This window comes from Glutamicibacter soli, assembly GCF_003309065.1.
Classification (GTDB): domain Bacteria; phylum Actinomycetota; class Actinomycetes; order Actinomycetales; family Micrococcaceae; genus Glutamicibacter; species Glutamicibacter soli.
This window is the reverse complement of record NZ_POAF01000006.1, coordinates 164964-184330: the sequence shown is the minus strand read 5'-3', so window position 1 is coordinate 184330 and position 19367 is coordinate 164964. Positions and strand designations below refer to the sequence as shown.

The window sequence follows — 19367 nt, the reverse complement described above, 5'->3', positions numbered from 1 at the left end:
ATCTACGCTGGTCCCATGAGCCTAGAACTTTCAATCCCGGTTGAATCCGGTGCGGTCAGCGCCCTGCTGGACACCGCGGATGATCCAACCGCACTGCTGGTCGTAGCGCACGGCTCCGGAGCCGGCAAGGACCACCCGTTCATGGCCGGCTACGCGCAGGCGGTCGCCGCACTGGGTATCAGCGTCCTGCGCTTCAACTTCCCCTACATGGATGCAGGCAAGAAGTTTCCGGACAAGGCGCCGACGGCTGTCTCAGTATGGAATCACGTGCGCGACTGGGCCGCGGAGAACCTTGCCGGCGATCTTCCCATCTTCGCCGCCGGCAAATCCTTCGGCGGCCGCATGGCATCCGTGGCCGTGTCCGTGGGGATGGACACCGCAGGCTTGGTCTTCCTCGGCTACCCGCTGCATGCGCCGAAGAAAGAGGAGAAGCTGCGCGACGAGCACCTGTACCCGTTGCAGGTTCCGATGCTTTTCCTCGAAGGCACCCGAGATCCCTTCGCCAACCCGCAGATCATGGCGGATGTGGCATCCAGGCTGAATAACCGCACCGAACTGGTTTGGTTCGAAGGCGGAGACCACTCGTTCAAGGTGGCACGCTCGGGGCGCACCCCGGAGCAGGACGGGTCAGGTCTTGCCCAGGCCACGGCTCGCTTCATTTCCGCATGCCTTTCGCTACCCTGAAATCTGTTCACCGAATTCACAGCTTGATTCTGGAATCCACTCTTTTGCTCGTTCGTTCTACTACTACACCCGCCACGTCCATCAGGAGCATCCATGGCGCTAACCGTTATAGAACCCCGAACCGATTCCCCGCTGCCGACTGGGGGCTCCCGAACACTCATCATCGTGGGCAGCGATGGAAGCGGCAAGACCACCACCATCAATGCCTTGGTCGATGAACTCGTACGCGATGGAATAGCCGCAAGAAATGTCGCAAACCCGGCTGGGCGTCGCTGGTTCACCCGTCAATTCACGGACAAGGGCCGCACGATCCCCGTACGAATGCTCGACCTGTTTGAATCGTGCATTCGCACGCTCAATGTCGCAGTCAATTCCTTTACCGCAACGCGTTTCGACGGCTTAACCGTCATGGATCGCCACTTGCACTGCCAGTTGGTGCTCCGCAGGCTCCGCGGCCAGCCAGCGGGCCTGCTGCTTCCCAAACTTGCGAAATATATGGTCCGGGAATCCCAGATCATCGTCTTGGACGTTGACCCCGCACTCGCGCAGGAACGTATCGTTGCGCGCGCGGAGGATTTCGAGACACTGGATTATCTGGTTTCGAGTCGACGAGAATATCTGACGATGGCGGCACAGCAGGGCTGGACCGTCATCGATGCATCCGGCACCGTTGCCCGAACGGTACGACAGATACGCAACACGCTAGGTTGCTAGGTTGCTAGGTGCCAACATCACCGGCGCCGAGGGACTCGCAATTTTCCGGCAGCCTCCGAAGCATGCCTCGGGATGGCTTCCTGCCTTGCCAGCGGCTGAATCAACGCTGGATTCGAGATACACCGATGCCCCTGGACCATAAACGGTTCAGGGGCATCGGAGTGTTGAGTTGCTGGCACCTATGACTTATACGTAGTCCTGGTACTTCTCAAGGTGGCGGACCGGGGTGGAGAGCGCATCGCGGCGGAACGGATCGCCCAGCTCGCGGGTGCACATGATTTCGATAACCGTGGTCTTGCCGTCGACCATCTGCGCGTCGATGGCTGCCTGCAGCGCAGGACCTACGTCTTCCAGCTTGTCGACAACAACACCCTCGGCACCCATGCTGCGTGCCATTTCTGCAAAGCTCTCGCCGTTGTCCAGTTCGCCTGCCACGAAACGGCGTCCGTAGAACTCGACCTGGTTCTTCTTCTCGGCGCCCCACTGGCGGTTGCGGAACACGATGGCAGTCACCGGGATGTCATGGCGTACCGCGGTGAGCACCTCGCCCATGCTCATGGCCCAAGCTCCGTCACCTGCGTAGGCGATTGCAGGGCGCTCCGGAGCCGCGGCCTTGGCGCCGATGATGGTCGGCAACGCGTAACCGCAATTGCCGAAGGACATCGGTGCGAAGAAACTGCGCGGACGTTCGAACCGCAGGTAGCTGTGGGCTACCGAGTTGATGTTGCCGATATCGGTGGACACCATCACGTCGCGAGGCATGGCCTTTTCCAGCTCGCGCAATACCTGACGAGGGTGCAGCCAGTTGCCTTCTTCCTGCTCCGCCTCCTCGATGACGTCCAGGGAGTAGTCGTCCTTTTCATGGGTCCAGTTATCAAGTTCCGCTTCCCACGACTGCTTGGCGTCCTGGATCGTCGCCGCGCGCTCGGCCTTGGTGGCGTCCGAGGCCAACGCCTGGTTCTTCAGTCGTGCAACCAGCTCGGTGGCCACTGCCTTGGCGTCGCCGCAGATACCCACGGAGATCTTCTTGACCAGTCCAAGCATCTTGTGGTCGGCGTCCACCTGGATGATCTTGGCGTTCTTCGGCCAGTATTCCTGTCCGTACTGCGGCAGGGTACCGAATGGGCCAAGCCGGGTGCCCAAGGCCAGAACCACGTCCGCCTGGGCAATCAGGCTCATGCCTGCCTTGGAGCCCTGGTAGCCCAGCGGGCCAGCCCACAGCGGGTGGCTCGCAGGGAAGGAGTCGTTGTGCTGGTAGCTGTTGACCACGGGGGCGCCCAGGCGTTCGGCTAGGGCCTTGCACTCTTCGACGCCGTCTGCCATGACGATGCCGCCGCCGGAAATGATCACGGGGAACTTGGCCTCGGCCAGCAGCTGCACCGCTTCATCCAGGGACTTGGTTCCACCGGCGCCGCGGTCCACACGACGCGGCGCCGGAATCTCGGTGACACTCTCGCTGTAGAAGTAATCGCGAGGAATGTTCAGCTGCGTCGGGCCGATCTCGCTCATGGCGCGGTCGAAGCAGCGTGCGGTGTATTCAGCCATGCGATGCGGATGGGTGACATGCCCCTGGTACTTGGTGAACTCCTGGAACATCGGCAGCTGGTTTGCCTCCTGGAATCCGCCTAGGCCGATGGTGTTGGTGCCGGCTTCCGGAGTGACGATGACAACCGGGCTGTGGGCCCAGAATGCTGCGGCAATTCCGGTCACGCAGTTGGAGATGCCCGGGCCGTTCTGCCCGATCACCACACCGTGGCGGCCGGAAGCGCGGGCATAACCGTCGGCCATGTGCGCTGCACCCTGTTCATGCACCACGGGAACCAGGCGGATGCCTGCCGGAGCGAAGATGTCCATGGCATCCATGAAGGCTGATCCCATGATTCCGAAGATATCGGTGACGTCATTGGCAACCAGCGTTTCAACAAAAGCCTCGGACGAGGTCATTTTCTGCGCGCCCTTGACCGCTTCGCGTTTGGCCACCGAGTTCTGAACCTCGGCGTTTGCTGATTCGATGATCTGCTCGGACATGTTGCCCCCTTCGGACATCGGACCCCTAAGGAGCCATTTGATTGTGTCTCATTTTTTGCCTGCATATTCCACAAAAAGTGGGATTGAGATCAAAACTATGCGTCGCGGGTCACATTCGTCAACCCCTGTTCAGCTTTTTGTTTCAAATGCTAATATTTAATGAAACTCGCAAGGCTAGGAGCTAACTAATGGAAAACCTCACCGAACCCTCCTTGGGCCCCAGCGGAGCAGTACAAGGTGAAACGCCAGCTCTGCGAATGATCGCGCTTTTGGAACTCATCACCACCCGCGACCAGCTGTTCACCCTGCAGTCACTCGTCGACCAAACCGGCATTCCCAAACCCACGTTGCACCGCATGCTGCAACAGCTGGAAAGTTCCAACCTTTTGACCCGGCACAGCGACGGCCGGCATTACGCAACAGGCTCGCGCATGCGCCGGCTTGCCGAGGATACTCTTCTCAACGACACCCGCAACGGGGCGCGCAACGCCATCCTGAAAGACCTCGTGGCCCAGATCGGCGAAAGCTGCAATGTCACGGCGCTGTCCGGGAACGAGGTCATCTATCTGGACCGCGTGGAGACGACCGAACCGATTCGCGTCCACCTGGGCCCGGGTTCCAGGGTTCCGGCGCATTGCTCTGCCAGCGGCAAGTTGATTGTTTCGCAGTTCGGAACCGCGCAGCGCGAAAGGCTGCTGAACAACGATCGGCTCACCCGCTTCACCGCCCACACGCTCACCGACTACCCCGCACTGGAATTCGAACTCGCACGGATCCGCCAGCAAGGCTACGCGCTGGATCAGCAGGAATACCTCGACGGACTGGTGTGCCTCGCAGTGCTCGTCCCCAATGCATCGGGACGATCGAATATGTGTGTTGCGGTGCAAGCCCCGATCATGCGCAAGAGCGCAGCTGATCTCGAAGGCCTCCTTCCCCTGATGCAGCGCGCCGCCGCGGACATTGCCCGTATCGAAGACCTGACCGACAACTCCGAACTCCAAGCATCAGGATGGTGAGCCCCATGAACGTCCCGGAAACTACCGAAATCCCTCAAGCGGTCGCCGAGGAAAACGCACCGGACAGGGAAAACGTCAACGTCCGAGGGCTTTTCGGGATCGACAGCAACCTGACGGTGAGCCGTTTTACCCGCGCCACGGCGCAGGTCCCGACGCTGGACGCTTCATATCAATTCGACAAGTCAACTACCCTCGCCATCCTGGCCGGCTTCACGCACAAATCCCGCGTTCTGGTCCAAGGCATGCATGGAACCGGCAAGTCGACCCACATTGAGCAGGTCGCGGCCCGGCTGCGGTGGCCGGTGATGCGGGTGAACCTCGACGGGCAGCTGAGCCGACTGGACCTGGTGGGAAAAGATGCAGTCGTCCTGCGCGACGGCCAGCCGATGACAGTCTTCCAAGAAGGCGTCCTGCCCTGGGCCATGAGCCAGCCGATGGCGCTGATCCTGGACGAATACGACGCGGGACGACCTGATGTCATGTTCGTGATCCAACGCCTGCTGGAACAAGATGGTGCTTTGGTTCTCCCCGATCAGAACAGGGTCATCCGGCCGCATCCCGACTTCCGGCTTTTTGCCACTGCCAATACCGTGGGACTGGGCAATCTTACGGGTCTCTACCACGGCGTGCAGCGCCTGAACCATGCCCAGCTCGACCGCTGGAATGTCGTGGCCAGTTTGAATTACCTGCCGGCCGAGCAGGAACTGGACATCGTCGCATCGCGTGTCCCGCATCTGGCAGCCCGAAACGCCGGCAGGACGCTCATTGAACGCATGATCGAGCTGGCGGCCTTAACCCGCCAAGGATTCGCGGCAGGAGACCTCTCCACGCTGATGTCGCCGCGTACGGTGATCACCTGGGCGCAGAACATCGAAATCTTCCAGGACCCGGCACTCGCCTTCAGGCTGTCGTTCTTGAACAAATGCGATGATGCCGAGCGCCCGCTGCTGGCCGAGTACTACCAGCGCTGCTTCGACGTGGATCTTGCCGAATCCCTGGATTCTTCTGATTTGGTGGCCTAGATGGGCGCCGCACAGGGCACGGAGCTGCTTCGGCGGCTGCAGGCCGCGAGCCTGCGCGCGGTCAGCTCCGAGCCGCAGCTGGAGCTTCGCGGCGGAACTGCGTGGAAGCATGGCTTGCCGCTTCCGTATAACGCAGGGCACCTGTACCCGAGACTCGACGGCAGCGATATCCGTCTGGCGCGCGGGGCCAGTGACGGGCTTGCGCTGCGCACCAGGCACTCGTCCTTGGAATGCCATCAAAGCCGCCTGCCGGAATCCGACGGCGGACGCTTCATCTTTGAACTGCTCGAACAGCTGCGCTGCGAATCCCTGTGTTCCCTGCCGGGAGTCAAGGCAAATCTCAGGCACACTTTCTGGCACTGGGCCTGGCAGTTTCACGGGTCGACGCTGGCGGAAACCGATCTGGGCCAGTTGCTCTGGGCCGTATGCGTTCTCGCCCACGCCAAGGTCAACGGGGTCGAACTGCCCACCGACATCGGCGACCGCATCGAGACGACCAGGGCCGCCTTCCCTCCCGGGCTCGGCGCAGCCATTTCCAATTTGCGCGCGATCCGCCATGACCAGCAGGCCTATGCATTAATAGCGCAGGAAATCGCCTCGCTGGTTGACGCGGATATTTCCGCACGGCGGGCGGCACGAGGCCGGTCTCAACCCCCTGCACGCTCGGCAAAGGACGTGCGCGGATTTACCCTGCATCTTGATGTCGCCAACGAAGCCCAGCACTATGGCAAGGCGGCCTTGTCCGACGGCGGCGCCAGCGCGGCGGACCCCGGAAACTACCGGATTTTCACCACGGCTTTCGACCGGCAGATACCTGCCGCCCAATCCATACGCCGTGCGCAACTCGAAAAATACCGCCAGACCGTCGACGACATCGCCGCGCGGTCCGGGGTCAACCAGCCGCTGCTGTCCCGACAGCTTCGGGCCCTGCTCTGCCAGCCGGATGTCGATGGGCGCTGCGGTGGCGCGGAGCAGGGATTGCTCGATGGCTCACGGCTGGCCCAGCTTGTCGCCATGCCGCAGGAACGGCGCATCTTCCTCGAAGACCAGCACTGCTCGGCGCCGTACGCCGCAGTGAGTTTCCTGGTGGACTGTTCGGGTTCCATGCGCCATCACGCGCCGCAGGTCGCCGCGTTCCTGCACCTGTTGCTGCGCGCCCTTGAGCGCTGCGACGTGCCCAGCGAAGTCCTCGGATACACCACCGGGAACTGGAACGGCGGCCGCGCGCTGGCTGCATGGCGCAAGCAAGGCGCTGAGCCGAACCCCGGCCGCCTCAACGAACTGGCCCACCTGGTGTTCAAGACCGAGGAGCAAAGCTGGCGGAACAGCCGGCTCTCCCTGGGGGCGCTGCTGCATCAGCCCCGCTACAAGGAAGGGATCGACGGGGAAGCTGTTCGCTGGGCCGCTGAGCGGCTCGGCCAGTCCCCTGCCGAGCGCCGATTGCTCATTGTCCTGTCGGACGGCAGCCCGTCGGACGCCGCCACCGGCAATGCCAACGGTGAGTCATATCTCCAGCACGACCTGGTCAACGCCGTCTGGGCCGCGCGAGGCACCGGGCTCGACGTGGGCGCGCTCGGAGTCGGATTGGACATGAGCAACTACTTCGGCGACTGCAGCACCACCTTGGACACCGGGCAGTTGGCCACCGCCCAGGGCATTCGCGAATTCCTGCAGCTGCTGCAGCGTATGCTCCGCATCCGCTGAAAAATACCGTTGTTGGCGGCCCCTTCCACGAGCCGGCAACAACGGTATTCTTGTGGGCAGTGCTGCTTCCTAGCTCCTGGAACGCTGGCGCAATTCGGTGCCCTTTGGCCGCGGAGCGCCCAGCACCAGCATGTCGACCTGTTCATCGCTCAGCGTCTTGTTGTGCTTGCGACGCACCAGGAAGAAGATCACTCCCAGCAGGGTCCAGACCACCAGTGCGATCATCGATTCCTTGCCCAACGCGCCAGGGGATCCCGGGATCAGCAGCAACGCCATGAACGTCAGCGCCGTGATGGCTCCCAGCAGGCTCAGCACCTTCTTGGACGTCGAGTTCACGTCCCCGAGCTCGCTCTGGCCGCGCTTGGAATTCGTGGTTCGGAAGAGCTTGAACGCGCACAGGCAGGTGTAGAGGTAGGCGACGGTCACGCCGACCGCCGACATGTCCACGACCCAGGTCAGTGCCGCACGGCCGAACCAGGGGCTGATCAGGCAGACCGCTGCGACGAAGAGCACGCCGTAGTGCGGGGTCTTGTATTTGGGATGCAGCCGGGCGAAGATCGCGGGAACCATTTGCGCACGGCCCATCCCAAGCAGGATGCGGCTGGCGGATACATAGAATCCGTTCAAGCCGGTGCTCACGCCCATCGTGATGCCGATGCTCAGCAGCAGCATGCCGATTCCGCCCATGACGCCGGTCAGCGCATCAGCGCTGCCCCAGGCCGAGTCGCCGTTGGCGAGGGCTTCCCATGGTGCGCTGAATGCCACCGAGGCGATCATTGCGCAGTACAGCACGGCCGCTGCCAGCAGCGCCAGGACGATCAAGCGCATGGCCTTGGCCGGCGGGAAGTCGAATTCCTCGGCCGCCTGGGGCACGTTGTCGAAGCCGATGAAGGCCCACGGCGCGATGGCCACGATCGCCGCAATGGCTGCCACCGGGTTCACACCCGCAGGGAAGGCGGGGGTGGCGTTGGACAGCACCGTCTGCGGGCTGATCAGCACACCCACCAGGATGCAGGCCACGGCAATCAGCATGATCACGCAGGCGATGAACTGGATGCGCCCCGAGAGCGCGGTGCCGCGGATGTTGAGCAATGCGAACACGACGAGCACGGTCATTGAAATGACCACTTCAACGATGTAGACGTCCCAGCCGGCCACCGTATACAGGTATCCCTGCTGGACGAGATCGGGCATCAGCTTGCGGAAGAGCAAGGCCATGGCCGAGGCGTTCAGCGCCACGATGCACGTATAGCCCAGCGTCAGGTACCAACCGCAGAAGTAGGCGTGCGTCCGGCCGAAGCCGACCAGTGCGAAGGCCAGCTCGCCGCCGGACACGGGGAATGACTTGATCAGGAAACCGTAGCTGACCGCGATCAGGACCATCAGCGCGCCGCCGATCATGAATCCGCTGATCGCCCCGACCGGCCCGCCGACCGCGAGCCAGTCGGTCGGCAGGATGAATGCGCCCCAGCCGACCGCGGAGCCCAGGGCAATGGCCCAGACCCAGCGCGCCTTCAGCGTCTTGGCAAGACGTTCGGGCTGTTCACTGCCCGGGGCCGTGCCGGGCATGCCGGCACCTCCCGAAGACTGGGGTGTTGCCGCCTGGTTGCTGCCTTGTGGTGTTGTCACCTTCATGAGAACCTCGCTCGTTGGTGGTGCGGGCCGCTCTCGCGACGAGTTTCGCCGCCAGGGGGGTTGTAGGCTGCCGCCTGCACCAAGGAAATAAGGGAGACATTGACTATGTCGCTAACACTCGCCCCGCGGGACAAGTCATTCACCGGCGCGGCCAACCCCTGGAGGATGGGGCCGTAGGCCTGCGCGCCCGCGAGCCGTTGGGTGATTTTGTACCCGATGTTTCCGGCCGCCAGGTTGGGGAAGATATAGACGTTGGCCCGTCCTGCGACGGCCGAGTCCGGAGCCTTGGCCGCAGCCACCAGCTGGTCGGCCGCGGCGTCGAATTGCAGCTCCCCGTCGATGCACAGCCCGGGACGCAGAGCGCGCACCCTGGCTGTGGCCTCGCGGACTACCGACACGCTGGCGTGTTCCGCGCTGCCTGCGGTGGAGAAGGACAGCATCGCGACCCGCGGTTCCCCGCCGGTCAGGGCGCGGAAGCTATCTGCCGTGGCGATGGCGATCTGCGCCAGCTGCTCCACCGTCGGATCGGGGATCACCGCGCAGTCGCCGAAGCACTGGTACTCCCCCGATGACAAACGCATCAGGAAGCTGGAGGAGACGGTGCCGCCGGGGGTTGACGGGCCAACGACCCGGAAGGCCATCCGCATGACCTGCGAGGTGGGGCAGGTGGCGCCGGCGACCACTGCCTGCGCCTCGCCTGCCGCCACCGCCGCCATCGAGACCGCCAGCGGATCCTCCAGCGCTTCGGGCAGGGCCTCCGGCCCGCGGGCGCCAAGCGCGCGCTCCAGATGCTCCAGCACCGCAGAGCTGCGCAGCTGCACAAGGTCCTGTCTGGCGGCGCCGGACGAGCTTCCCCCCAGTAGCCGGGGTTCGGCGCCCAGCGACCGCAGGATGTCCGCGGCCTGGCGCACCCGCGCATCGTCGCCCTCCGGCAAGATGATGCGCTGTGCGCCGCCGCCTGCGCGAACCCGGGCAAAGCGTTCATGCAGCATGGGGTCGATGTCCGCGTGCTGCGGCACCGCGCTGGCCAACAGCATGGTGTGCCCTTCCGCCCTTAGGCCCGCGCCAGGGACGGTGCGCCGAGGCGGAGGTAGGAATCGGCCGCGCTCATCACGTGGTCCACCTTGCCCAGCAGGTCGTCCAGCACGTCCTGGTCGGCCACCAGCGGCGGCGAGAGCACGAGCATGGTGGCTCCGCGGTTGTCCGGGCGGGTGATCAGGTTGACCTCGCGCATGGCCTGCGGCATGACCTGCGTGAGCAGCGCCTTGGACTCGTCGGCGCTCAGTTCCCGGCCGCTGTTCCGGTCGCCCATCAATTCGATGGCGTAGAAGAAGCCTGCGCCCCGGTATTCCTTGATGCTTGAATGGGCCGCCACGAGCTTGTCCAGGCCGTTCTGGAAGTAGGGTTCGAGGCTGCGCACGTTGCCGGTGATGTTCTCTTCCGCCAGCGCCTGCAGGTTGGCGACCGCCACCGCGGTGGATACCGGGTGCCCGCCCCAGGTGGCGCCGTGGGTGAAGATGCCTGCCTGCTCGCTGGCCAGCATGGCATCGGCCAGCGGCTTGCGGATGATCACGCCGCCCAGCGGGGCGTAGCCGGAGGTGGAGCCCTTGGCGAAGGTGATCAGGTCCGGGACCACGTCGAACTTGATGCTGCCGAACCACTCGCCCAGGCGTCCGAAACCGGTGATGACTTCGTCGGCGACCAGCAGGATGCCGTGCTTGTCGCAGATGGCGCGCAGTTCCTGCCAGTAGCCGGCCGGCGGCACCAGTGCGCCGCGGGAGTTCTGCACCGGCTCGGCGAACAGGGCGGCGATGGTCTCCGCGCCTTCGCGCTCGATCAGTTCGCGGATGGCCTGCACCGAGGGCAGGTCGGCTGCGCTGCCGCCCTCCGGGATGCTCTCACCCAGGGTGTTCGGCACGTGGAAAACTCCTGGCATCAGGGTGCCGAAGGGCTCCTTGTAGGCCGGAATGCCGGTGACCGCCAGGGCGCCGAGGGTGGTGCCGTGGTAGGCCATGTTCCGGGCGATGATCTTGGTGCGCTGAGGCTGGCCTTGGCCTCGGTGGTACTGGCGGGCGAACTTGATGGCCGACTCCACCGCCTCGGAGCCCGAGTTGACGAAAAACACCGTCTCCAGGTCGCCCGGAGCCAGGTTGGCGATGGCGGTGGCTGCCTCGACGGCTGCCGGATGGGCCGAGCCCCAGTTGGTCCAGTAGGCCAGCTTGGACATCTGCTCGTAGGCGGCCTTGGGGATGTCCTGGCGCCCGTGCCCGATATTCGCACAGAAGAGGCCTGCCAGTCCGTCGAGGAACTTGGTGCCGTCTTCGTCGAACAGGTAGCTGCCCTCGCCGCGCACGATGATCGGCAGCTGGTCGCTGTTCCAGACCTGCCCCGTCGTGAAGTGCGGGTAAAGGTGGCGCTGTGCCCGCGTGCGGATATCTGAAGTCGTCATCGTTTTCCTCCTTTAGTGACCCATGGAGACACCATGTGGTGTGTATCACTCTGCCCGCTTGCTGGGTCCATTCCCAGAGCCAGAATGAACCAACTTTTTAGGTACCAGAAACGTCCGGGGCGGGAATCGACTCGAGATAGATCCTGGGCACCCGAGTTCCGATGCGGGTCAGGATTTCGTACGGGATCGTGTCCGCGGCCTGGGCCCACTGGTCCAGGTGCGGCTCCCCGTCGGTTCCCGGCCCGAAAAGCAGGGCCTGCTGGCCCGGCACCACGGCGTCCGAACCGACCTGGACCATGAACTGGTCCATGCACACGCGCCCGATCACCCGGTACCTCCCGGCGCCGATCTGCACCGGTCCCTTGCTGCTGGCGCTGCGCATCACCCCGTCGGCGTACCCGAGGGGGATGATGGCCAGCTGGGTGGCGGCCGCCGCGCGTTCAGTTCCCCCGTAGCTCACCGCGGCGCCGGCGGGGGCGGCTTTCACATGCGCGACGGCCGCGCGCAGGGTCATGGCCGGGCGCAGGTCCATCCGGGAGGTGCGGTATTCGGGCGGCAGCGGGTTGATGCCGTAGACGGAAATCCCGGGCCGCACCAGGTCGAAGTGGGCTTCCGGGTTGCTGAGCGTGGCCGCCGAGTTGGCGATGTGGCGCAGTCTCGGGGTGATTCCGAGGTCCCGGGCCACGGCGAGCGCGGCGCGGAATGCCGCCAGCTGCATCGAGGTCGACGGGTTCTCCGGTTCGTCGGCCGCGGCCAGGTGCGACCAGATGCCGGTGGCCTCGATCAGCCCGGCGTCCAGGGCGCGCCGCGCCGCGCCGCACAGCCGGGGCCAGTCCTCGGCGCTTGCCCCGCCCCGCCACATGCCGGTGTCGATCTTCAGATGGACGCGCGCGGGCCGCCCGGCCTGCCGGGCCGCGTGGCAGATCTCCTCGAGCTGGGCGCAGTCGTAGGCTGCCAGATCGATATCTTCCTCGATGGCCCGGAGGTAGTTGCTCCCGGGCGCATTGAGCCAAGTGAAGATCGGGGCATCGACTCCTGCGGCGCGCAAGGCGAAGGCCTCCTCCAGGACGGCGGTGCCCAGGTAGTCCGCGCCCCCGCGCAGGGCCGCGCGGGCTGCCGGGACCAGCCCGTGGCCGTAGCCGTCGGCCTTGAGCACCGCCATCAGCTTCGCGGTGCCCGCGATCCCGCGCAGCGTTTCAACATTGCCGCTGATGGCTCCGAGGTCGATCAGCGCGCTGCGCTGCGGGTTCGCGGTGTCGATCCGGGCCGCCGAGTCGAGGAAAATCGTGGGACTGGGCATTGTCGGGCCTTTCTCCTGGTAGCGATTGATTGTCCCAACTGTCACCCATTAACCGCACGGCACCCAGACCCAGTTCGCCCCGATTTTCCTAAGACCAGCGCCGCGGGCTCACGCCTGCCGGCCGAGCAGGGTCTTGATCGTGTCGGCCAGGATCCGCACCCCCGGCTCGATGGATTCCACGTCGATCGCCGCGAACCCGAGGCGGAAGTGGTTCCGGTGCAGCTCCGGGCTGTCGAAGAAGATGTCCCCGCGCTCGATCACCACTCCGCGTTCCAGGCACCGCGCGCCCAGCTCACGGCAGTCGAGGTCCGGCGGCCCCTGGATCCAGATGCTCACCCCGCCCGGGGGCGTATTCAGCTCCCAGGGCAGATGCTCGTGCAGGGCGTCGGTCAGGCTGACCCACTTGCGCTGCAGCTGGGTCCTGCGGCGGGAAATGGTGCGCTGGTATTGGCCCGAATCGATCATGAGCGCCATCGCCCGTTGCGGATGCCCTGCGATATGCCTGACCCGGTACCGGCGCTGGGTGCGCAATTCAGCGATCAGCGCCGCGTCGCCGACCAAGTAGCCCATGCGCAGGCCGGGGGCCAGGAACTTGGTGAAGGATCCCAGGTACACCACATGGCCTGAATTCTTCAGCGCCTTCAGGGCAGGCGTCGGCTTGCCCCGATAGCGGAATTCGCTGTCGTAGTCGTCTTCGATGACCAGCGTGCCGCTGCGCGCGGTGGCGTCGAGGATTGCGCGGCGGCGGGTCACGCTCAGGGTCGCGTTGGTCGGGCTGTGGTGGCTCGGGGTCAGGTACACCGTGTCGATCCGCTCGAACGAGTCGGGCGGCACCATCCCGTGGGAATCCACCTCCAGCGGCAGCAGCTGCGCGCCGGTGCGGGCGAAGGTGTGGCGGGCGTCCACGTAGCCGGGGTTCTCCACCGCCACGGTGGTGCGCGAGTCCATGGTCGTCTGCGCCAGCAGGTCCAGCCCCTGCTGCGACCCGGCGGTAATCAGGATGTTTTCCGGGTGTGCGATGATTCCGCGCGCCGGGAGCACCCGCTGGCAGAGCATGTCCACCAGATACGGGTCGTCTTCGTCCACCGAGTCGCGCAGCGAATAGTGCAGATGCGGCGGGTCCAGTGATTCGCGAAGCGCCCGAGCCCACGCCAAGCGGGGAAAGTCCCGTTCATCCACCTGGCCGGCGACGAATGGGTAGGGGTAGTCCCTCCAATTGCCGATCTTGGTGATCTCGGGGCGCCCGGCCCCGACGCGGGACTTGATGTGCCGCTGCACGTCGATGGGCGAAGCGCCCGAGTTCCCCGGTCCGCGCTGCACGTTCCTCGAGGAGAGCATTTGGGTGTTCACGAAGTATCCGCGGCGCGCCCTGGACTCGATCAGCCCGGAGGCGAGAAGCTCCTGCAGCGCGGCATTCACGGTGTTGCGCGAGAGCCCGAGTTCACGGGAGAGCTCGCGGGAGCTGGGCAGGGCCAAGCCGGGCACGATGCTTCCCGTATGGATCTGGTGCTCCAGGGCCAGGCGGAGCTGCCGGTACAGCGGCTCGGCTGAATCCTCCCCGATGGAAATCGGGGCCAAGGCCTGCGTTTCGACTGTCCGGGCGCCCTCCTCCTGCACGGTCACCGCCTACAGCCTGGCTGCGGGTTCGGAGCCGGCGGCAATGTGGTACCTCGGCACCACCACCATGGGCACCGGCAGGGCGCGCAGCATCTTGTTCGCGGTGGCCCCCATGAAGATCTTGCTGCGCTCGGCCAAACGGCTTGAGCCGATCAGCACCAGCTCTTCCTCGTCCCAGTCCAGGGTGTTGATCGCGGCCTCGATGGAACGCCCCTGGGCCACCTCGGCTGTCACCACGGTCCGGTGGGCGACGGCGCTGACCGCTTCGTCGAGCACGCGGCTGGAATGCGCCTGGGTGCGCTGGCCGAGGTTGCTGATGCCCTGGGCCTGGCTGAGATCCAGCGCAACCAGGGACACCAGACGCAGCGGGACGTGGCGCGCCGCGGCGGCTTCGACAGCCGACTGCAGTACCGCTTCGGACCCCGACCTGGTGCCCAGGGCGCAGGTGATGCGCGTCAGCAGCCGGGGCGGGCGGTACCCCGAGGGGGCCAGCGCCACGGGTACCGGGGAGGAATGCAGCAGCGCGTTGGCGACGCTGCCTACCGTGAAGCGCCGCAGCGGGCCGTGGCTCGCCGCGCCGATCACCACCAGGTCCGCGTTGAAGGCCGCGACGGCTTCAAGCATGCCGCCGGCCATGGAATCCGCGAACCGAATGTGGATTTGCGCGTCGAGCGCCGACGGGACCAGGTCCAGGCAGCGCTGCATCCAGCCCATGGCGGTATCGTATTGAAACTGCTGGAAGGTCTTCTCGCTCTGCGTGGCAGTGTTCTCCGGCGCCTCGCCCCTGATGATGTGCACCAGCTCCAAGCTGACGGTCGACGGGTCGGCCAATGAGCGCGCCAGCGTCAGTGCAAGCGAGATCGCCTCACGGCCGCGTTCATCCGCGGTGCATCCAATCACGTACTTCACGTTTTACCGCCCTTCCGGCGTCAATGGGTTAAGCCTGTTCCTCCAGGAACTTGTAGACCTCGGTCTCGTCCACGCCGGGGAAGGCCCCGGTGGGCATGGCCGCCAGCAGGTGCGTATTCGCGCGCGTGGCCGGCCACGCATTGCCGAACCAGGTGGACGACAGATCCGCCGGAGGGCGGCGGCAGCAGTTCTCGTCCGGGCACTTGGACTGGCAGCGTTCCTTGGTGTCGCGCCCGCGGAACCACTTCACGTGCTCGAAGGGCACGCCGATGGACAGCGAATACAGCCCCGACGAGTGCCGCTCGGTGCGGGCGGTGCACCAGTAGGTGCCGTTGACGGTGTCGGTGAACTGCTCGAAGGCGCGGAACTTGTCCGCCACGTCGAAGACCACCCGGCTGGTCCAGTAGCGGCAGATGGTCTGGCCCTCGATGGCTCCGGTGTGGTCGGCCGGGAAGTTCACCCCGTCGTTCTCATAGGCCTTATGCAGGATGCCCGACTCGTGCACCTTCTGGAAGTGGCAGGTGATGCCCAGGTGCTCGGTGGCCAGGTTCGTGAAGCGGTGCGCGGCCGACTCGTAGGACACCGCGAAGGCGTCGCGGATGTCCTCCACGGCCAGCGCGCGTTCCTTTTTCGCCTGATGCAGGAAGTCGGTGGTTTCCTTCTCCGGCATCATCAGCGCCGCGGCGAAATAGTTCGTGGCCACGCGCTGGGACAGGAAATCGGCGTAGTTCACCGGGGTCTGGTGCCCCAGCACATAGTGGCCCAGCGCCTGCAGCAGCACCGAACGCGGGTCGTGGTCCGCGCGGGTGGACTGGGTGAGGTAGATCCGGTGGTTCTTCAGGTCGGTGACCGAGCGGGTGGAGTGCGGAAGGTTGCCGACGTAGCGCAGGCTGAAGCCCAGGTATTCGGCGATATCCGCCGAGCGGTGGTGGGACAGCGGCCCGCCGGTGTGCCCGGCGGCCTTCAGGATGCGTCCGGCTTCCTGCTCGATCTCCTGGTAGTAGTTGTTGCGCTGGCGCATTTCCTCGCGCAGCTTGGTATTGGCCCGGCGGGCTTCCTCCGGGGTGGCCGCCTGCTCGTCGAGCCGGTGCTCCAGCTCGCGCTGCAGCCCGACCAGGGATTCGAGCACGTCCATGGGCAGCCGGCTGGAGATCCTCACCTTCGGCAGGCCCAGCGAGTCGTAGAGCGGACCGCGCTGCGCGCGTTCGAGCTCGATTTCCAGCGCGGCGCGCCGCGAGGGAGGCTCGGTCCCCAGCAGGTCGTCCACGCTGACGCCGAGCGCCGCGGCCAGCGACTTGAGCAGCGAGAGCTTCGGCTCGCGCTTGCCGTTCTCCACCAGCGACAGGTGGCTTGGCGCGGTTTCAACCAGCGCACAGATGTTGTCAAGGGTCATGCCCTTTTCCTTGCGCAGGTAGCGGATGCGCCGCCCCAGGGCGATCACGTCGAGCTCTTCCTCGACTCCGGCGCCGGCGGCCGGTCCCTCGGGACGGGCATCTCGATTCCATGTGGTAGCAGTCACACGACCAGAGTAAGGGAAGAAGTTGCAAAGTTTCCAGTAGAATCCGGCATATTTCCCATGGTTACCCGCAATTCACCGGCATCGGCGCGAATTATGGTGGAAATTTTCACACTCTCCCTTAGGAGGTTCCATCCGCCGGCGAGGCCTGCAGCTCCGGAAGCGCGGCGGCGATCTGGGCCAGCACGTCCTCGGCGCGCTCGCCGGCGGCGATCAGCACCAGCTGCGGTTCCTGTGCACCGGACCAGGCCCCGCAGTCTTCGAGCTCCAGGCCGGAGCCGCTGTACTGCACCAGCGTGCGGCGCTGCGGGCTGTCCTGGAGCCGGAGGAAGCCCTTGGCGCGCTGCAGGACCTGCGGGCACCCGGCCAGCGCGCGCTCCAGCCGCTCCCGGTCGACCGGCCGCGTCCCGCGCAGGGCCAGGCTGGCAAAGGGGTGGTTCCCGCCGTGCTCCGGCGTCGGCTCCGGTTCCAGTTCCCGCGCCCCGGCTTGGTCCGGCAGCGCCCCGAGCCAGCGTTCAAGACCGGCGATGCGGTCCGCGCCATGCGGCGAGGCGAGCACCGCGGCCTGCGGGGCGGCCTGGCTCACCAGTTGCGCGGCCTGTTTTGCCCGGTCTTCGGGAAGCAGATCCGTTTTGGACAGCAGCACCAGTTCGGCCGCCCGCAGCTGGTCCAGCACGGTGTCGCCGATGAACCCGTCGCGCAGCTGCCTGCCGATCGCCCCGGCGTCGGCGCAGACCACCAGTCCCCCGGGCGCGAACCCGGGAAAACCCTGCCAGGGCGCGAGCTTTGCCGGGTTGCCCACCCCTGAAACTTCCACCACGACCCGGTCGAAGTCCCCGCGGCCGGCCAGCGGCTGCAGGGTTTCGGCCACGCTGTCGCGCAGCGAACAGCACAGGCACCCGTTGGCCAGCTCGACGGAATCGGAGCGGGCGGTGCGGATGAGTTTCGCGTCGATGTTCACCGCGCCGAAGTCGTTGACCAGCACCGCGATGCGCTGCGCCGACTGTTCCAGCAGGTCGTTGACCAGCGTGGTCTTGCCCGCCCCGAGGTAGCCGCCGAGCAGCGTCAGCGGGACGGCGCTGCTCATCGCCGTCCCTGCAGCGCCGCGCCGTGGCGGGCCTGCTGGGGCACCCCGCCCAGCAGCGTACCGTGCACCTGGATGCCGCCCAGCGCTTCGGGCTCGACCTCGAACGGGTCTTCGTCCAGGATGGCCAGGTCGGCCCGCTTCCCGGCCTCGATGGAGCCGACCTCGTGGTCCATCTTGAGCATGTAGGCTGCGCCCAGCGTCACCGCGTGCAGCGCCTGCTCGACGCTGATCCGCTCGTGGTCGCCCAGCACCCTGCCCGACGGAGTCAACCGGGTGACCGCATGCTTCATGGTCTGCAGCGGATTCAGCTCGGTGACCGGGGTATCGCAGTGCAGCGAGATCGGCACCCCGGCACGCAGCGCGGAGCGCGCGGCATTCATCCGCGAGGCCCTGTCGATCCCGAGGATCTTGTCCGCATGCTGGTCTCCCCAGAACCACAGGTGGTTGGAGAAGATGTTCGCGCAGGCGCCCAGCGCGGCGGCGCGGCGGTACTGCGCCTGGGTGGTCAGCTGCGAGTGGGTCATGGTGTGCCGGTGGTCCGGCCGCGGGTGCTTGGTCAGCACCTTTTCCAGCGTGTCGAGGAACAGCTCGCTGGCCTGGTCGCCGTTGCAGTGCACGTGGATGAGCAGCCCCGCCTGGTGGAAGGCGCTGAAGGCCGCCTCGAATTCCTCGGGGGTCGTGTTCCAGATGCCGTTCTCGCGCGTGCCCAGGTAGCCCGGTTCCTGCAGGCGCGCGGTGAACCCCTGGATGGACCCGTCGAGCATCAGCTTCACATGCCCGAAGCGCAGCTTCTCGTGCCCCAGCGTTCTGATCCCAGCCAGCTGCCGCGCGGTCTGCTCGGCCAGCGGCCCGGTGCCCAGCCCCATTCCGAACTGGAAGACGTTCAGCCGGACCGGGAAGTGCTCGTCCACGGTGTCCGAGTAGTCGCGCCGGCCTTCCTCGCTCAGCGGGCGCATGCTGCCCAGGTCGGTGATGGTGGTGACCCCGTGGTTGACCGCGTCCTGCGCGAAGTTGCGCAGGCTTTTCTCCGAGAGCTCCAGCAGCCCGCCGCCGAACAGCTCATGCACCAGTCCCAGCGCGGCGAACTCGCGCAGTTCGCCGGTGGGGGTGCCGTCGGGGTATTTCTCCACGCCCTGAACCTGCGTGGAGCCGTCGATGCCTGCGGCGCGCAGCGTCGCGCTGTTCACTACCGCGACGTGGCCATTGGCGTGGGTGATCTGCACCAGCCGGTCCTCGGCGACCGAATCAAGCTCCCGGGCCAGGATCCGGGTGTCCGGGAAGTAGATGTTATCCAGCCCCCAGGCCTTCAGCGGGGCGCCCGGCTCCAGCTGTTCCAGCGCCTCGCGCAGCCGGCGAAGGATCGCCTGCGCATCCCTGCAGCCGGGCCACACTGTCCCTTGGGGGTCAGTCCGGTCGAAGTAGCCCACGTAGACCTGTCCGTCCCACATCCCGCCGGATCCTGCATGGGCGTGCGCCTCAACGAAGCCCGGGACGATCACCTTGTGGCGGTAGCGCTCGTCCACCACGCAGTCCGGGTAGCCCAGCAGCTCGTCGAGGCTGCCCACGGCGCGGATGCGCCCCTCGCGCACCGCCACCGCTTGGGCGGCGGGACGGGACGGATCCATGGTGTGGACCGCGCGGGCGGGATAGATGATGGTCTGCGATGTCATGGGTTCTCCGGTCTTC

15 protein-coding genes are annotated in these 19367 nt (G+C 65.8%); 5 read left to right on the top strand and 10 right to left on the bottom strand.

What is annotated here, in order from left to right:
• The first annotated feature begins 15 nt into the window (after positions 1-15).
• Both C1H84_RS13340 and C1H84_RS13335 read left to right on the top strand, forming a co-directional pair.
• Positions 16-684 carry an alpha/beta hydrolase family protein gene (locus C1H84_RS13340; RefSeq protein WP_113607632.1) on the top strand — a complete coding sequence of 223 codons (669 nt, stop codon included), beginning with the start codon at positions 16-18 and terminating at the stop codon, positions 682-684.
• Positions 685-849: 165 nt separating this feature from the next.
• Positions 850-1398: an AAA family ATPase gene (locus tag C1H84_RS13335; RefSeq protein ID WP_181728138.1), complete on the top strand. Its 549-nt coding sequence runs from the start codon at positions 850-852 to the stop codon at positions 1396-1398.
• A 186-nt stretch (positions 1399-1584) separates the two neighbouring features.
• Here C1H84_RS13335 and xsc read toward each other — a convergent pair whose 3' ends face one another.
• Positions 1585-3426: a sulfoacetaldehyde acetyltransferase gene (gene xsc / locus C1H84_RS13330; protein WP_220124912.1), complete on the bottom strand. Its 1842-nt coding sequence runs from the start codon at positions 3424-3426 to the stop codon at positions 1585-1587.
• A 188-nt stretch (positions 3427-3614) separates the two neighbouring features.
• On the opposite strand from xsc, the gene C1H84_RS13325 reads away from it, so the two are divergent.
• The 3 genes from C1H84_RS13325 to C1H84_RS13315 are packed head-to-tail and all read left to right on the top strand — an operon-like array spanning position 3615 to position 7168.
• Positions 3615-4442, top strand: coding sequence for an IclR family transcriptional regulator (locus C1H84_RS13325; protein ID WP_053797278.1), 828 nt, complete (start codon positions 3615-3617; stop codon positions 4440-4442).
• 5 nt (positions 4443-4447) lie between these two features.
• Positions 4448-5464 (top strand): AAA family ATPase, encoded by a 1017-nt coding sequence (locus C1H84_RS13320; RefSeq protein WP_113607631.1) that lies wholly within the window; start codon positions 4448-4450, stop codon positions 5462-5464.
• The gene (locus C1H84_RS13315) at positions 5465-7168 is read left to right on the top strand and encodes a cobaltochelatase CobT-related protein (RefSeq protein ID WP_113607630.1); all 1704 of its coding nucleotides are present in this window, start codon (positions 5465-5467) and stop codon (positions 7166-7168) included. It begins immediately after the preceding gene.
• A 69-nt stretch (positions 7169-7237) separates the two neighbouring features.
• On the opposite strand, the gene C1H84_RS13310 is transcribed toward C1H84_RS13315, so the two are convergent.
• The 9 genes from C1H84_RS13310 to C1H84_RS13270 form a co-directional block, all read right to left on the bottom strand.
• Positions 7238-8803 (bottom strand): APC family permease, encoded by a 1566-nt coding sequence (locus tag C1H84_RS13310; protein ID WP_425323567.1) that lies wholly within the window; start codon positions 8801-8803, stop codon positions 7238-7240.
• Positions 8800-9840, bottom strand: coding sequence for a phosphate acyltransferase (locus C1H84_RS13305; protein WP_220124911.1), 1041 nt, complete (start codon positions 9838-9840; stop codon positions 8800-8802). Before C1H84_RS13305 ends, C1H84_RS13310 begins: the two co-directional genes overlap by 4 nt.
• A 17-nt stretch (positions 9841-9857) precedes the next feature.
• Positions 9858-11252, bottom strand: coding sequence for an aspartate aminotransferase family protein (locus C1H84_RS13300; protein WP_113607628.1), 1395 nt, complete (start codon positions 11250-11252; stop codon positions 9858-9860).
• 97 nt (positions 11253-11349) lie between these two features.
• On the bottom strand, positions 11350-12552 hold the full coding sequence (alr, locus tag C1H84_RS13295; RefSeq protein ID WP_113607627.1) for an alanine racemase: 1203 nt from the start codon (positions 12550-12552) through the stop codon (positions 11350-11352).
• A gap of 108 nt (positions 12553-12660) precedes the next feature.
• The gene (gene pdxR / locus C1H84_RS13290) at positions 12661-14175 is read right to left on the bottom strand and encodes a MocR-like pyridoxine biosynthesis transcription factor PdxR (protein WP_113607626.1); all 1515 of its coding nucleotides are present in this window, start codon (positions 14173-14175) and stop codon (positions 12661-12663) included.
• A 3-nt stretch (positions 14176-14178) separates the two neighbouring features.
• Positions 14179-15078 carry a universal stress protein gene (locus tag C1H84_RS13285; protein ID WP_113607625.1) on the bottom strand — a complete coding sequence of 300 codons (900 nt, stop codon included), beginning with the start codon at positions 15076-15078 and terminating at the stop codon, positions 14179-14181.
• Between the two features lie 28 nt (positions 15079-15106).
• A complete protein-coding gene (locus C1H84_RS13280; RefSeq protein WP_181728137.1) occupies positions 15107-16597 on the bottom strand; it encodes a helix-turn-helix transcriptional regulator in 1491 nt (496 codons plus the stop codon).
• 118 nt (positions 16598-16715) lie between these two features.
• A complete protein-coding gene (locus tag C1H84_RS13275; protein ID WP_113607623.1) occupies positions 16716-17681 on the bottom strand; it encodes a CobW family GTP-binding protein in 966 nt (321 codons plus the stop codon).
• Positions 17678-19351: an amidohydrolase gene (locus C1H84_RS13270; protein WP_113607622.1), complete on the bottom strand. Its 1674-nt coding sequence runs from the start codon at positions 19349-19351 to the stop codon at positions 17678-17680. Before C1H84_RS13270 ends, C1H84_RS13275 begins: the two co-directional genes overlap by 4 nt.
• Positions 19352-19367: the final 16 nt, after the last annotated feature.

Excerpts from the sequence above, each read along its gene's own strand:
- C1H84_RS13340 (WP_113607632.1), top strand. The coding sequence starts at position 16 with ATGAGCCTAGAACTTTCAATCCCGGTTGAATCCGGTGCGGTCAGCGCC.
- xsc (WP_220124912.1), bottom strand. The coding sequence starts at position 3,426 with ATGTCCGAGCAGATCATCGAATCAGCAAACGCCGAGGTTCAGAACTCG.
- C1H84_RS13325 (WP_053797278.1), top strand. The coding sequence starts at position 3,615 with ATGGAAAACCTCACCGAACCCTCCTTGGGCCCCAGCGGAGCAGTACAA.
- C1H84_RS13320 (WP_113607631.1), top strand. The coding sequence starts at position 4,448 with ATGAACGTCCCGGAAACTACCGAAATCCCTCAAGCGGTCGCCGAGGAA.
- C1H84_RS13315 (WP_113607630.1), top strand. The coding sequence starts at position 5,465 with ATGGGCGCCGCACAGGGCACGGAGCTGCTTCGGCGGCTGCAGGCCGCG.
- C1H84_RS13310 (WP_425323567.1), bottom strand. The coding sequence starts at position 8,803 with ATGAAGGTGACAACACCACAAGGCAGCAACCAGGCGGCAACACCCCAG.
- C1H84_RS13305 (WP_220124911.1), bottom strand. The coding sequence starts at position 9,840 with ATGCTGTTGGCCAGCGCGGTGCCGCAGCACGCGGACATCGACCCCATG.
- C1H84_RS13300 (WP_113607628.1), bottom strand. The coding sequence starts at position 11,252 with ATGACGACTTCAGATATCCGCACGCGGGCACAGCGCCACCTTTACCCG.
- alr (WP_113607627.1), bottom strand. The coding sequence starts at position 12,552 with ATGCCCAGTCCCACGATTTTCCTCGACTCGGCGGCCCGGATCGACACC.
- C1H84_RS13275 (WP_113607623.1), bottom strand. The coding sequence starts at position 17,681 with ATGAGCAGCGCCGTCCCGCTGACGCTGCTCGGCGGCTACCTCGGGGCG.
- C1H84_RS13270 (WP_113607622.1), bottom strand. The coding sequence starts at position 19,351 with ATGACATCGCAGACCATCATCTATCCCGCCCGCGCGGTCCACACCATG.